General features: G+C 69.5%; 10 protein-coding genes. All 10 read left to right on the top strand.

From position 1 onward, the window contains the following. The first annotated feature begins 67 nt into the window (after positions 1 to 67). Positions 68 to 1,936, top strand: a complete 1,869-nt coding sequence (locus QZ258_RS00955; RefSeq protein WP_294178302.1) for an ABC transporter ATP-binding protein — start codon at positions 68 to 70, stop codon at positions 1,934 to 1,936. Positions 1,937 to 1,994: 58 nt separating this feature from the next. After that, entirely contained in the window at positions 1,995 to 4,142 is a 2,148-nt protein-coding gene (locus QZ258_RS00950) for an adenylate/guanylate cyclase domain-containing protein (RefSeq protein WP_294178183.1), read from the top strand. After that, positions 4,135 to 5,571 (top strand): mechanosensitive ion channel family protein, encoded by a 1,437-nt coding sequence (locus QZ258_RS00945; RefSeq protein ID WP_294178181.1) that lies wholly within the window; start codon positions 4,135 to 4,137, stop codon positions 5,569 to 5,571. Before QZ258_RS00950 ends, QZ258_RS00945 begins: the two co-directional genes overlap by 8 nt. Positions 5,572 to 5,610: 39 nt before the next feature. Continuing rightward, positions 5,611 to 6,966, top strand: a complete 1,356-nt coding sequence (locus QZ258_RS00940; protein WP_294178180.1) for a cystathionine beta-synthase — start codon at positions 5,611 to 5,613, stop codon at positions 6,964 to 6,966. A gap of 16 nt (positions 6,967 to 6,982) precedes the next feature. Then, positions 6,983 to 8,155, top strand: a complete 1,173-nt coding sequence (locus QZ258_RS00935; protein WP_294178178.1) for a cystathionine gamma-synthase — start codon at positions 6,983 to 6,985, stop codon at positions 8,153 to 8,155. A gap of 196 nt (positions 8,156 to 8,351) precedes the next feature. After that, complete coding sequence (locus QZ258_RS00930) at positions 8,352 to 9,359, top strand: LacI family DNA-binding transcriptional regulator (RefSeq protein WP_294178176.1); 1,008 nt, start codon at positions 8,352 to 8,354, stop codon at positions 9,357 to 9,359. Positions 9,360 to 9,504: 145 nt separating this feature from the next. Next, complete coding sequence (gene araB / locus QZ258_RS00925) at positions 9,505 to 11,190, top strand: ribulokinase (protein WP_294178174.1); 1,686 nt, start codon at positions 9,505 to 9,507, stop codon at positions 11,188 to 11,190. After that, a complete protein-coding gene (locus QZ258_RS00920; protein ID WP_294178172.1) occupies positions 11,187 to 11,897 on the top strand; it encodes an L-ribulose-5-phosphate 4-epimerase in 711 nt (236 codons plus the stop codon). Before araB ends, QZ258_RS00920 begins: the two co-directional genes overlap by 4 nt. 11 nt (positions 11,898 to 11,908) lie before the next feature. Then, entirely contained in the window at positions 11,909 to 13,417 is a 1,509-nt protein-coding gene (gene araA, locus QZ258_RS00915; RefSeq protein ID WP_294178300.1) for an L-arabinose isomerase, read from the top strand. Between the two features lie 103 nt (positions 13,418 to 13,520). After that, on the top strand, positions 13,521 to 14,639 hold the full coding sequence (gene chvE, locus QZ258_RS00910; RefSeq protein WP_294178170.1) for a multiple monosaccharide ABC transporter substrate-binding protein: 1,119 nt from the start codon (positions 13,521 to 13,523) through the stop codon (positions 14,637 to 14,639). Positions 14,640 to 14,736: the final 97 nt, after the last annotated feature.

Below are 14,736 nucleotides of genomic sequence, written 5' to 3'. Positions count from 1 at the left end.
TGGCGAGCACCAGGAACTCGCCACCCGGCGCTTCGGTGCGCCCGCGGCTTAGGCTCGCAGAATGAGCATGGGCGGACGAGGTGGCGGTGTCGGCCCGGCCGGCCGAGGTCGCGGCCGGGTGAGTGGGGCGGATGCGGCGGCGCAGCGCGCCGAGAACCAGGCGGCGCCGCGCATCCCCGACCTGCTCCCGCGCATCGGGGAACTGTTCCGCCCGCACCGCCGCGCGCTCACCGTCACGATCACCCTCGTGCTGATCAGCGCCGCGCTGAGCGTGCTGCCGCCGCTGCTCACCCAGCAGGCCTTCGACCTCGGGCTGTTCCCGCCGGAAGGCTCGCCCGACGTGCCGGTGCTGCTCGAGCTGGTGGCGCTCATGATCGTGCTCTGGCTCGCCTCGGCGGGCATCGGCATCGGGCAGACCTACCTCACCGCCCGCGTCGGCAACACCGTCATGGGCGAGCTGCGGGTGCGGTTGTTCACGCACCTGCAGTCGATGGAGCTCGCGTTCTTCACCCGCACCAAGACGGGAGTGATCCAGTCGCGGCTGCAAAACGACGTGGGCGGCGTCGCCGGCGTGCTGAGCAACACCATCCAAAGCGTCATCGGCAACACGGTGACCGTCATCGCGGCGCTGGTGTCGATGCTCATCCTGAGCTGGCAGATGACAATCGTCGCGGTGATCCTCCTGCCGGTGCTCGTGATCGCGCAGCGCAAGGTCGGCCAGGTGCGGGCGCGCATCGCGACGAAGACCCAGGAGTCGCTGTCGGACATGACCGCGATCACGCAGGAAACGCTGAGCGTCTCCGGCATCCTGCTCGCCAAGAGCTTCACCCGCCAGGGCTGGGAGATCGGGCGCTACCGCGACGAGAACGACACCCAGATCGGCCTGCAGGTCCGGCTCGCGATGAGCGGCCAGTGGTTCTTCGCGATGGTGAACGTGTTCCTCTCGGTGATCCCGGCCCTCATCTATCTGGTCGCCGCCTGGCTGATCCTCCAGGACGTGCCGGTGACGGCGGGCACGATCGTCGCCTTCACCACGGTGCAGGCCCGGCTGAGCTGGCCGCTCATGGGCCTGTTGCGCGTCGCCCTCGACCTGCAGACCTCGCAGGCGCTGTTCGCTCGGATCTTCGAGTATCTGGACCTGCGTCCCGCCGTCACCGACCGTCCGGATGCGCGCGAGGTCGACGAGTCCCGGCTCGGCATGATCGAGTTCGAGGACGTTGTCTTCCGGTATCCGGATGCGGGGGAGGACACCCCGCCGACCCTCGACGGTCTCGCCTTCCGCATCGAACCCGGCCAGTACGCCGCCTTCGTCGGGCCGTCCGGCGCGGGCAAGACGACCGTCTCCTATCTCGTTCCGAGGCTGCACGACGTCGCGAGCGGACGCGTGCTGTTCGCCGGCGACGATGTGCGGGAGCTGCGCCACGAGTCGCTGCTTCACTCGATCGGCATCGTGAGCCAGGAGACCTACCTGTTTCACGCCTCGATCGCCGAAAACCTCCGCTACGCGAAACCGGGGGCGAGCGACGCGGAACTGGAGCAGGCGGCACGCGCGGCCAACATCCACGACACGATCATGAGCTTCCCCGAGGGCTACGACACGATCGTGGGGGAGCGCGGCTACCGGCTCTCCGGCGGCGAGAAGCAGCGCGTCTCGATCGCGCGCGTCCTGCTCAAAGACCCGGCCGTGCTCGTGCTCGACGAGGCGACGAGCGCCCTCGACACCGTGTCGGAGCGCGTCGTGCAGAGCGCCCTCGACGACGCCGCCCGCGGGCGCACCACGATCGCGATCGCGCACCGGCTCTCCACGGTCGTCGATGCCGACGTCATCTTCGTCGTCGACGGCGGACGCATCGTCGAGAGCGGCACGCACGCCGAACTGCTCGCCGCCGACGGCGTGTACGCGCGCCTGTTCGCACGGCAGCGCCTGGCGACGTAGCTCTTCCCCCGACGAAGCCCGCCCGATAGAGTGCGGCTACCGTTGAGGAGGACTCGAGATGTCGGAACCTCTCCCGATCGCGACCGGAGGCCGCCGCCGAACGGGCCTCAGCATCCAGTCGATGCTCCTCATCATGCTGCTCCTGGTGAGCGTGACCTCCAACGTCGTCATCGGCCTGATCGGGTACGTCAGCGGCACCGAATCGCTGCGCGCGGCGGCGACCGACCGGGTCGTCGAAGTCCGCGACTCCCGCGCCCGCGAGATCGCCGGGCTCTTCGACACGATCGAGAATTCGATGCTCGTGCACGCGCGCGGCGAGAGCGTCATGGGGGCATCCGAGCAGTTCAATGCCGCGTTCGCCGAGCTCGCCGAGTCGTCGCTGTCGGGCGAACAGAGCGCGGCGCTCGACGCCTACTATCGCGACGAGCTCGCGCCCGAACTCGCGGCCGCGGTCGGCGAGGCGGCGGTCGACGTCTCGGCGTTCATCCCCAGCCAGCCCGCCGGGCGCTACCTGCAGTACTACTACACGCGTCCGCCCGCGGACTTCGCCGAGGCGATCGCGATCGATGATGCGGGCGACGGCAGCGCCTGGTCGGCGGTGCACGCCGAATACCACGACTACTTCGCCCGGATGACGACGCAGCTCGACTACCAGGACACGCTGCTGATCGACCTCGACGGCAACGTCGTCTACTCGGCCTACAAAGGGATCGACCTCGGGACGAATCTCGTCTCGGGTCCGTATCGGGTCTCCAACCTCGCATCGGCGTACACGACGGCCATGTCGAGCAGGCTCCTGGATTCGGTCGTCTTCACCGACTTCGAGACGTACCGGCCGTCGCTGGATTCGCCCGCCGCCTGGGGGGTCAGCCTGATCTCGCGCGACGGCGAAGTGACCGGGGCGCTCGCCGTGGAGATGCCGATCGATCGCATCGCCGACGTCATGACCGGCGGGGGCGCCTGGGCCGAAGGGGGACTCGGCGAGACCGGGGAGAGCTACCTCGTCGGTCGCGACGACCTCATGCGTTCGCCCTCGCGCGAACTCCTCGAAGACCCCGAGCGCTACATCGAGCAGGCCACACGGATGGGCGTCGAGCCGAGCGCGATCGAGCTGGCGGTGCAGCGCGGCGAGTCGCTGCTGCTGCAGCCGGCCGTCACGGATGCGGTCGAACGCGCGCAACGCGGCGAATCCGGCACCCTCGTCGCGCCCGGCTACCTCGGCACCGAGACCATCTCGGCGTACGCACCGCTGCGGGTGCAGAACCTCGGCTGGGTGATCGTCGCGGCGGTCGACACGAGCGAGGCCTTTGCGCCGGTCTCCGCCTTCACCGCGAACCTCATCATCTCCTCAGCGATCCTCGTGCTGGTCATCTCGGTGCTCTCGCTCGTGATCGCCCAGTTCCTGGTGCGGCCGCTGCGGCGGCTGCGGCTCGCCGCGGAACGCATCGCGGCCGGAGAGACCGGCGTCGAGGTGGACGCCGGATCGACCGACGAACTCGCGGCCGTCGCCGGGGCGTTCAACGAGATGTCGCGCAGCCTGCAGGTGAAGGCGGAGCTGCTGGAGGAGCAGCAGAAAGAGAACGACCGCCTGATCCTCTCGCTCATGCCCGAGTCCCTCGCCAAGCGCTACCGGGAGGGCGCCCAGACGATCGCGCAGGACCACACGGAGGCCTGCGTGCTGTTCGCCGACATCGTCGGCTTCGAGGCCTTCAGCCGCACTCTCGACAGCGAGCATGGCCTGGAGGTGCTCAACGAGCTCGTGAAGAACTTCGATGACGCCGCCGACCGGCTCGGCGTCGAGCGCGTGCGCACGACCCGGCAGGGCTACCTCGCCAGCTGCGGACTCTCCGTGCCGCGCATCGATGCCGCGCGCCGCGTGGTCGACTTCGCGCTCGAGCTGGAAGCGATCCTGCACCGCTTCAACGGGCAGCACGGCACCTCGCTCGAGCTTCGCGCCGGCATCGACCTCGGCACCGTGACGAGCGGGCTGATCGGGCGGTCGCACGTCATCTTCGACCTGTGGGGCGACGCCGTGAGCCTCGCGTTCCAGCTGCAGGGCGAGCGCACCGAGCCGGGCATCTATGCGAGCGATCGGGTGCGCGAGCGCCTCGCGGACTCGACCGGGTTCGTGGAGGTCGGCAGCGTCGACTCGGGCGGCGCCGCCCACCGCGTGTGGCGGGTCGAGGCGGCCGAGGTCGATGGCTGAGCTGTTCGCCGAACCGTGGTTCTGGCCCGCGGCGCTCGTGATCGTCGGACTGCCGATCACGCTGCTCGTGCTCACCGAGATTCATGCGGCGCTGGCGCGGAGCGGGCGCGGTGCGGCGCGAATCGTGCGCCTGGTGCGCGACTGGGTGGTGCCGCTCGGCGCACTCCTCGTCCTGCTCGCGCAGACGCGCTACCTCGCCGGCGATGTCGACTGGTTCAAGGTCACGGCGACCGCGTTCGGCTTCCTCGTGGTGCTCGTGCTGATCAACGGCGTCAACCTCGTCGTGTTCACGAAAGCGCGCGAGGGGAGCTGGCGCCAGCGACTGCCCAAGATCTTCATCGACCTGGGGCGGGCGCTGCTCATCGTCGTCGCCGTCGCGATCATCTTCTCCTGGGTGTGGGGCGCCGACGTCGGCGGCCTCTTCACCGCGCTCGGGGTCGGCTCGATCGTGATCGGCCTGGCGCTGCAGGGCGCCGTCGGACCGGTCGTCGCGGGCCTGTTCCTGCTGTTCGAGCGCCCCTTCCAGGTCGACGACTGGCTGATGACCGGATTCGGCAAGGGCCGCGTCGTCGAGGTCAACTGGCGCGCGACGCACTTCGACACCAACAACGGGCTGCGCGTCGTGCCGAATTCCGCCCTCGCGGGCGACGCGTTCGTCAACCTCAGTCGGGCGCGCAACCCCTACGAGGCCTCGGTCCAGGTGCGGTTCGCGACCGACGACCCGCCCGACGACGTGCTCGCGCTCGTGCTGGCGGTCGCGACCGACCTGCCCCAGCGGCATCCCGAGTCGGGCCCCAGCGCGATCCCGCTGCGCAAAGGCTTCTACGAGGTCGGGATCCCGCTGGCGAGCCCCGGTTCCGAATGGGGTGCCGTCGGTCTGTTCCGCCGCCGGCTCTGGTACGCCGCCCGGCGTGCCGGACTGCACCTGGATCGCGACCTCACGGATCCGTTCACCAGTCGGGAGCGCACGCGCGCCGCGCTCACCCGGCTCGCCCCGCGGCTCTCGGTCGAGCCCCCCGACATCGAGCGGCTGCTGGAGAGCGTGCGCCTGGAGCGCTACGGCGAGGGCGAGTGCGTGCAGCGACCCGCGACCGTGCCCGACGGGGTGCGCTACATCGTGTCGGGCGAGGCCCGCATGTCGGCGGAGGGGCCGGCGGGCGAGGTGCTGCATGTCGCCGACTTCGGGCGAGACGACGCGCTCGGTCTGACCTCGCTCACGCGCCAGGGGATCGCCTCGAGCGTGGTCGCGCTGACGCCGCTGACCGTGTTGCTGATTCCGGTGGAGACGCTCGACGAGCTGGTGCGCACCCGGCGCAGTCTCGCGCGCGAGTACGGTCGCGAGATCGACAACCGACGTGATCGCACCTTCGAGGCGTTCGCTGCCGCCGGTCTGGAGCCGCCGAGCGGCTCGCGTCTGATCGCCTACTAGGCCCGGTAACACAGGCCGAGTCGGAAGTAGGCTCGGGGCATGCATTTCGCCGGAACCGTCCTGGACCTCGTCGGGAACACGCCACTCGTGCGGCTCAACTCGGTCACCGAGGGGATCGAGGCGACCGTGCTCGCCAAGATCGAGTACCTGAACCCGGGTGGGTCCTCCAAAGACCGCATCGCCACGCGGATCATCGACGCCGCCGAGCGCGAGGGCAAGCTCGCTCCCGGGGGGACCATCGTCGAGCCGACCAGCGGCAACACCGGGATCGGCCTCGTCCTGGTCGCGCAGCAGCGCGGCTACCACTGCGTGTTCGTCTGCCCCGACAAGGTCAGCGAAGACAAGCGCAACGTGCTGAAGGCCTACGGCGCCGAGGTGGTGGTGTGCCCGACGAACGTCGCCCCCGAAGATCCGCGCTCGTACTACAACGTGAGCGATCGGCTGGCGCGCGAGCTGCCGGGCGCCTTCAAGCCCGACCAGTACTCGAACCGGAACGGTCCGCTCAGCCACTACGAGACGACCGGTCCCGAGATCTGGCGCGACACCGAGGGGAAGATCACGCACTTCGTCGCGGGCGTCGGCACGGGCGGCACAATCTCCGGGGTCGCCAAGTACCTCAAGGAGCAGAACCCCGGCGTGCGCATCATCGGCGCCGACCCGGAGGGCTCGGTCTACTCCGGCGGCACCGGGCAGCCGTATCTGGTCGAGGGCGTCGGTGAGGACTTCTGGCCGACCGCCTACGACCCGAGCCTGGTGGACGAGATCATCGCCTCCAGCGACGCCGAGAGCTTCGACCTCACCCGCCGGCTGGCGCGCGAGGAGGGGCTGCTGGTCGGCGGATCCAGTGGCCTCGCGATTGCGAGCGGACTCAAGGCGGCCCGCGACCTCGGACCTGACGATGTCATGGTCATCCTGCTTCCCGATGGCGGCCGCGGCTACCTCGGCAAGGTCTTCAACGACACCTGGATGGATCGGCACGGCTTCGGTGTTGCAGGGGAGGGGCGCACCGTCGCCGACGTGCTCGGGGCGGTCGATGCCGCGGCTCTTCCGCACCTGCGGCCGGACCACACGGTCGCCGAGGCGGTCGCCGCGCTGCGCGCCGCCGACACGCCCGCCCTGCCCGTGCTCAAGGCCGAGACCCCGGTCGTGCTCGGGGAGGTCGCCGGAACGGTCACCGAACGCGCCCTCGTGGATGCCCTCCTCGCCGGCGAGGTGACCCCCGCCCACCCGATCGACGCCCTCATCGGCGATGTGCTTCCGCTCGTCGGCCTCGCGCAGTCGCTCGAGGCGGCCCGCGACGCCCTCGCCGAGACCGGTGCCGGGCTCGTGCTCGACCAGGGCAAACCGGTCGCGCTCCTGACTCGCGGTGCGCTCGCGCGCGCCCTCGCATCCTGACGAAGAGAAGAACCCCATGAACTCCGAGAACGACTTCACCACGCGCGCCATCCACGCCGGGCAGGACTTCGACCCGACGACCGGCGCGGTCATCCCGCCGGTCTACTTCACGACCACGTTCGTGCAGGACGGCGTCGGCGGCTTCCGCGGCGGCTACGAGTACACGCGCGGCGGCAACCCGACCCGCACGGCGCTCGAGACCCTGCTCGCCTCGATCGAGGGCGGCGACCGCGCCTTCAGCTTCGCCTCCGGTCTCGCGGCTGAGGACACGCTGTTGCGGGCCGCGCTGAAGCCGGGTGACCACATCCTGATGGGCAACGACGTCTACGGTGGCACCCACCGACTGGTGAGCCGCGTGCACGTGCCCGTGGGCGTCTCGCTCTCCACCGTGGAGATGGGCGATCTGGATGCGGTGGCGAGCGCCCTGCGCCCCGACGCCACCAAGGTCGTCTGGCTGGAGACGCCGAGCAACCCGCTCATGAAGATCACCGACATCGCCGCGGTCGCGGAGCTCGCGCACCGCGTCGGCGCGATCGTCGTGGTCGACAACACCTTCGCGTCGCCCTACCTGCAGCAGCCGCTGTCGCTCGGCGCCGACGTGGTCGTGCACTCGACGACCAAGTACCTCGGCGGTCACAGCGATGTGCTCGGCGGAGCGGTCATCCTGAAGGACGAGACGCTCGTGCGCGGGGAATCCCTCGCCGATCAGGTCGGCTTCCTGCAGTTCGGGGTCGGCGCCGTCTCCGGTCCGATGGATGCCTGGCTCACCATGCGCGGCATCAAGACCCTCGGTGTGCGGATGGACCGGCACTCCTCGAACGCGCAGCGCATCGCCGAGGCGCTCGTCGGGCACGAGAAGCTCGAGCGGGTGTACTACCCGGGTCTGCCGGATCACCCCGGGCACGAGCTGGCCGCGCGCCAGATGAAGAGCTTCGGCGGCATGATCTCGGTCGCGGTGCGCGGCGGGGGCGAGACTGCGCGGCGCTTCGCCGAGTCGATGGAGCTGTTCCAGCTGGCGGAGTCGCTCGGCGGTGTCGAGTCGCTCGTCTGCTACCCGAGCGAGATGACCCACGCCTCCGTCAAGGGCACCCAGCTCGAGGTGCCCGAGAACGTCGTGCGTCTCTCCGTCGGCATCGAGTCCGTCGACGACCTCCTCGCCGACCTCCACTCCGCCCTCACCCGTTTGTGACGGCAGGGATGCATCCCTGACGCGAGCGAGTGCGGCGTGCGGCACGCGGATGCGGCGCGAGTCACGCGGTTGGGCGCGGGGCGCGGGGCGCGCGGCGGGGACTCGCCTGGGTGGGGCTCGCCCGGGGGCGGCGCGCTCGGCATAATGGGCGGAGTAGCCGTGTGAACGTACACACGGCGAGACAGAGGACGGTGTGATGGAACCGGAGAAGGTTCGCGCGCCCAATATTCGCGATGTCGCTCGCGTGGCCGGGGTGTCCTACCAGACCGTTTCTCGCGTGCTCAACGACAGCGAGGCGATTCGGCCCGCCACGCGTGAGCGCGTGCTCCAGGCCATCGACGAACTCGGCTATCGGCCGAACCAGGCCGCGCGCGCGCTCGTCACGAGCCGCTCCCGCACCATCGGCGTGCTCTCGTCGCAGTCCTCCCAGTACGGGCCCGCCACCAGCATCGCCGCGATCGAGGCGGCCGCGCGCGAGGCGGGCTATCGCCTGAGCATCACCAACACGGCCTCGAGCGAGTACGCCTCGATCAAGGCTGGGGTCGACTACCTGATGAGCCAGGCGGTGGAGGCGCTCGTCGTCATCGCCCCCCAGGTTCGTGTGTTCGAGGCGCTGCAGGATCTCTCGGTGAGCGTCCCGATCGTGACCCTCGAATCGACCGGCAGAGACCCGCGCCGCAGCCTCTCGGTCGACCAGGTCGCGGGCGCGCGACTCGCGACGCGACACCTCCTCGATCTCGGCCACCGCGACATCCTGCACCTGGCGGGGCCTCAAGATTGGATCGAGGCCGAGGCCCGGATGCAGGGCTACCTGGAGGCGCTCGCGGATGCCGACGCCCGCACCCGCGCCCCGATTCTGGGCGATTGGACGGCCTCGTTCGGCTACTACGCGGGCCTCGAGCTCTTGCGCGTGCGCGACTTCACGGCGGTCTTCGTCGCGAACGACCAGATGGCGCTCGGCCTGCTGCACGCGGCGCGCGAGCTGGGCCTCCAGGTGCCGGATGACCTGAGCGTCGTCGGCTTCGATGACATCCCGGAGGCGGCGCACTTCGCTCCTCCGCTCACCACCGTTCGGCAGAACTTTGTTGAGATCGGACGACGCGCGGTGTCGATTCTGCTCGCCGAGCTGCGTGGTGAGACGTCGACCGACCATCAGATGGTGTTGCCGGAGCTGATTCTGCGCGAGTCGACCGGCCCGGTGTAGGCCCGCGCGCGGCCCCAATCTCGCGACCGTTACCGAACGGTGACCGAAAGACATTTGACAAATGTGACCGTTTCGCGAGTAGAGTCCTCTCGTTGGTGTGAACGGTCACATCACGGGTCCTAGATCCAGACAACGGAGTCAGTACGTGGAAGCAACGACCGCCCCGGGCGCAGAGTCCGCCGATCAGTACACGATCGGCGTCGACTTCGGCACCCTCTCCGGCCGCGCCGTGGTCGTCCGCGTCGCGGACGGCGCCGAGCTCGGCGCCGGCGTCCACGAATACCGCCACGCCGTCATGGACACCACCCTCGCCGCCACCGGCGCGGCACTCCCGCCCGAGTGGGCGCTGCAGGTGCCGAACGACTACCGCGAGGTGCTGCGCATCGCCGTGCCGGCCGCCCTCGCGGATGCGGGCATCGACCCCGCCCAGGTGATCGGCATCGCGACCGACTTCACCGCATCCTCGCCGATGCCGGTCACGGCCGACGGCACCCCGATCTGCGAGCTGCCCGGCTTCGCCGACCGACCGCACGCCTACGTGAAGCTCTGGAAGCACCACGCCGCCCAGCCGCAGGCCGACCGCATCAACGCCCTGGCCGCCGAGCGCGGCGAGAGCTGGTTGCCGCGCTACGGCGGGTTCATCTCGAGCGAGTGGGAGTTCGCCAAGGCGCTCCAGCTGCTCGAAGAGGACGCCGAGATCTTCGAGACGATGGATCACTGGGTCGAGGCCGCCGACTGGATCGTCTGGCAGCTGTCGGGCCGCTACCTTCGCAACGCCTGCACCGCCGGCTACAAGGGCATCTTCCAGGACGGCGCCTCCCCGAGTCGCGACTTCCTCGCCGCCCTCAACCCCGCGTTCGTCGACTTCGCCACCGACAAGCTCGAGCACGAGATCGGCGCCCTCGGCGCCCGCGCCGGGGGACTGACCGCCGAGGCGGCCGCCTGGACGGGGCTGCCCGAAGGCATCGCCGTCGCGGTCGGCAACGTCGACGCGCACGTCACCGCCCCCGCGGCCCGCGCCGTCGAACCCGGCCAGATGGTCGCGATCATGGGCACCAGCACCTGCCACGTCATGAACGGCGAGCGCCTCGTCGAGGTTCCCGGCATGTGCGGCGCGGTCGACGGCGGCATTGTCGACGGGCTCTGGGGCTACGAGGCCGGGCAGTCCGGCGTCGGCGACATCTTCGCCTGGTATGTGGCGAACCAGGTGCCGGCCGCCGCGCACGAGGCCGCCGCCGCGGCGGGCCAGAGCGTCCACCAGTACCTCACCGATCTCGCCTTCACCGAACCGGTCGGCGCCCACGGCCTGCTCGCCCTCGACTGGCACAACGGCAACCGCTCGGTGCTCGTCAACACCGAACTGTCCGGCCTCGTCCTAGGCCTGACGCTCGCGACCCGCCCCGAACAGGTCTACCGGGCGCTCCTGGAGGCGACCGCCTTCGGCACTCGCGGGATCGTGGAGACTTTCGCCGCATCCGGGGTCCCCGTCACCGAGTTCATCGTCGCCGGCGGCCTGCTGAAGAACCCGCACCTCATGCAGACCTACAGCGACGTGCTGCGGATGCCGATCTCCACCATCGCGAGCGAGCAGGGCCCGGCGCTCGGCAGCGCCATTCACGCGGCGGTCGCGGCCGGAGCCTTTGAGAACATCCGCGCGGCGAGCGAGGCGATGGGCAAGCTGGAGCGCAACGTCTACACCCCAAATCCGGAGTCGGCGGATGCCTACGACGCCCTCTACGCGGAATACCGAGAGCTGCACGACTACTTCGGCCGCGGCGGCAACGACGTGATGAAGCGGCTCAAGGCGCGCCGGCGGGAGGTGCTGGCATGAACGCGTTCTCTCCCGAGATCGAGGTGGCGATCGCGCGCGTGCGCGACGAGGTCGCCGGCCTGCACCGTGAGCTGACCCGCTACGGGCTCGTCGTCTGGACCGGCGGCAACGTGAGCGGTCGCGTGCCCGGCGCCGACCTGTTCGTGATCAAGCCGAGCGGCGTCGCCTACGACGACCTGGCACCGGAGAACATGATCCTCTGCCACCTCGACGGCACCGTCGTCGGCTCCACCCCGGGCAGCGACCGCAGCCCGTCGAGCGACACCGCCGCACACGCCTACGTCTACCGCGAGATGCCGGAGGTCGGCGGAGTCGTGCACACGCACTCCACCTACGCGACCGCCTGGGCGGCGCGCGGCGAGGCGATCCCGTGCGTGATCACCGGCATGGCGGACGAGTTCGGCGGCGAGATCCCGGTCGGCCCGTTCGCGATCATCGGCGACGACTCGATCGGGCGCGGCATCGTCGAGACCCTGCGCGGCCACCGCTCGCGCGCCGTGCTGATGCAAAACCACGGACCGTTCACGATCGGCGCGGATGCCCGCGACGCCGTCAAGGCGGCCGTGATGTGCGAGGACGCGGCCCGCACCATCCACATTTCGCGCCAGTTGGGGGATCCGCTGCCGCTGCCGCAGGACCGCATCGACGCCCTCTTCGATCGCTACCAGAACGTCTACGGCCAAGCGCCCCAGGGAGAACTCCAGTGACCGCCCGCAGCATCATCCCCGACCTCGGCTCGTTCGAGGTGTGGTTCCTCACCGGGAGCCAGCACCTCTACGGCCCCGAGACGCTCGCCCAGGTCGCCGAGCAGTCGCAGGCGGTCGTGCGCGGACTCGCCGAGTCGGCGGATGTGCCGGTCACCGTGGTCTGGAAGCCGGTGCTGACCGACAGTGAAGGCATCAAGAAGCTGATTCTCGAGGCGAACGCGAACGAGAAGGTCATCGGCCTGATCGCCTGGATGCACACCTTCAGCCCCGCCAAGATGTGGATCGCGGGCCTGGATGCGTTGCAGAAGCCGCTGCTGCACCTGCACACGCAGGCGAACGTCGAATTGCCCTGGGGCGAGATCGACTTCGACTTCATGAACCTCAACCAGGCCGCGCACGGCGACCGCGAGTTCGGGTACATCGAGACGCGTCTGGGCATCCCGCGCACCACCGTCGTCGGGCACGTCTCCGACCCCGCCGTCACGGCGCGGGTCGGCTCGTGGGCCCGCGCCGCGGCGGGGCGCTGGGCCACGCAGACGATGAAGCTCGCGCGCTTCGGCGACAACATGCGCTTCGTCGCCGTCACCGAGGGCGACAAGACGGAGGCCGAGTTGCGCCTCGGCGTGCAGGTCAACACCTGGGGCGTCAACGAGCTGGCGGCGGCGGTGGATGCGGCGAGCGACACCGACATCGACGCGCTGGTGGCCGAGTACCTCGACAGCTACCACGTGGCCCCCGAACTGCACCCGGGCGCGGCGCGCCACGCCGCGCTCCGCGACGGCGCGCGCATCGAACTGGGCCTGCGCTCCTTCCTCGAAGCCGGCGGATTCTCCGCATTCACCACCTCCTTCGAGGATCTCGGGACGCTCCCGCAGCTGCCCGGCCTCGCCGTCCAGCGCCTCATGGCTGACGGCTACGGCTTCGGCGCCGAGGGCGACTGGAAGACCGCGGTGCTCGTGCGCACGGCCGCGGTCATGGGCGCGGGCCTCCCCGGCGGCGCGAGCCTGATGGAGGACTACACCTACCACCTGGAGCCCGGCAACGAGCTCATCCTGGGCGCGCACATGCTCGAGGTGAGCCCGTCGCTGTCGAGCGAGAAGGCGAGCCTCGAAGTGCACCCGCTCGGCATCGGCGGCAAAGACGACCCGGTGCGGCTCGTGTTCACCGCGGATGCCGGCCCCGCGATCGTGGTGGCGCTGAGCGATCAGCGCGACCGCTTCCGCCTCGTCGCGAACCTGGTCGAGAATGTGGCGCTGCCCGCACCGATGCCGAAGCTGCCGGTCGGCCGCGCCGTGTGGAAGCCCGCGCCCGACTTCCGGACCTCCGCGACCGCGTGGCTGATGGCGGGCGCCGCGCACCACACGGTGATGTCGACCCAGGTCGGCCTCGAGGTCTTTCAGGACTTCGCGCGCATGTCGAAGATCGAGCTCCTGGCGATCACCGACGACACCACCCTCGACGGTTTCGAGCGCGAGCTGCGCTCGAACGCCGCCTACTACCGATTGGCACAGGGCTTGTAGCGCCCCCCACAAGACTTGCCGGATCTGCGGATTCGGGGAGGCATCCGATGTTCATCGACGACACCGGATGAGGCACCAACCTCACATGATGAAAGGAAACACAGTGAAGAAGGCAAAGGTTCTTCTTGCCGGCATCGCCGCCGGTGCACTGACGCTCAGCCTCGCGGCCTGCGCGCCCGGAGACGGCAGCAGCAGCGAAGGCGAGGGCGGTCTGATCGGTGTTGCGATGCCGACCCGCTCGTCCGAGCGGTGGATCGCCGACGGTGACGCCCTCAAGGCGGCGCTCGAGGCGCAGGGCTACACGGTCGACCTGCAGTTCGCTGAGGACGACATCCCCACCCAGGTCTCGCAGGTCGAGAACATGATCACCAAGGGCGCCGAGGCGCTCATCATCGCGGCGATCGACGGCACCACCCTCAGCAACGTGCTGCAGACGGCGGCCGACAGCGAGATCCCGGTGATTTCCTACGACCGTCTGATCGTCGGAAGCGAGAACGTCGACTACTACGCGACGTTCGACAACTTCCTCGTCGGTCAGCAGCAGGCGTGGACGCTGCTCAACGGTCTCGGTCTCACTGAGCTCGACGGCACGCCGATCGCGGATGCGCCGGCCGGACCGTTCAACATCGAACTGTTCGCGGGCTCGCTCGACGACAACAACGCGTTCTTCTTCTTCAACGGCGCGATGGATGTGCTCCAGCCGCTGATCGATGACGGAACGCTCGTCGTGCAGTCGGGTCAGACCTCGATTGAGCAGGCCGCCACGCTCCGCTGGGACGGCGAGACCGCTCAGAGCCGCATGGAGGACCTCCTCACCGCGAACTACTCGGGTGGCGACAAGGTCGACGCCGTGCTTTCGCCCTACGACGGAATCAGCCGTGGCATCATCTCGGCTCTGACCGACGCGGGCTACACGGTCGGCGACGACTTCCCGATCATCTCCGGTCAGGACGCCGAGGTCGACTCGGTGAAGTCGATCCTCGCGGACGAGCAGTACGCGACCATCTTCAAGGACACGCGTGAGCTGGCCAAGGTTGCGGCCGGCATGGCGATCGCGATCCTCGAAGGCACCGAGGTCGAGGTGAACGACACCGAGACCTACGACAACCAGGTCAAGGTCGTTCCGTCCTACCTGCTGGCGCCGGTTCCGGTCATCAAGGCGAACGTGCAAGAGGCGCTCGTCGACACCGGGTACTGGACGGCTGCGGACCTCGGTCTGTAATCCACTTCGGATACCCATTCACGCGGGAGCGCTAGCGCTCCACGAGTGAAACCTGAAGGATCGGTGGTGGGGGAGCCCTCCCACCACCGATCCCCTC

The organism is uncultured Schumannella sp. (assembly GCF_905479755.1).
In the GTDB taxonomy this organism is placed as follows: Bacteria; Actinomycetota; Actinomycetes; order Actinomycetales; family Microbacteriaceae; genus DCRR01.
The sequence above is the reverse complement of the archived record's forward strand: the minus strand, read 5'-3'. Positions and strand labels throughout refer to the sequence as shown.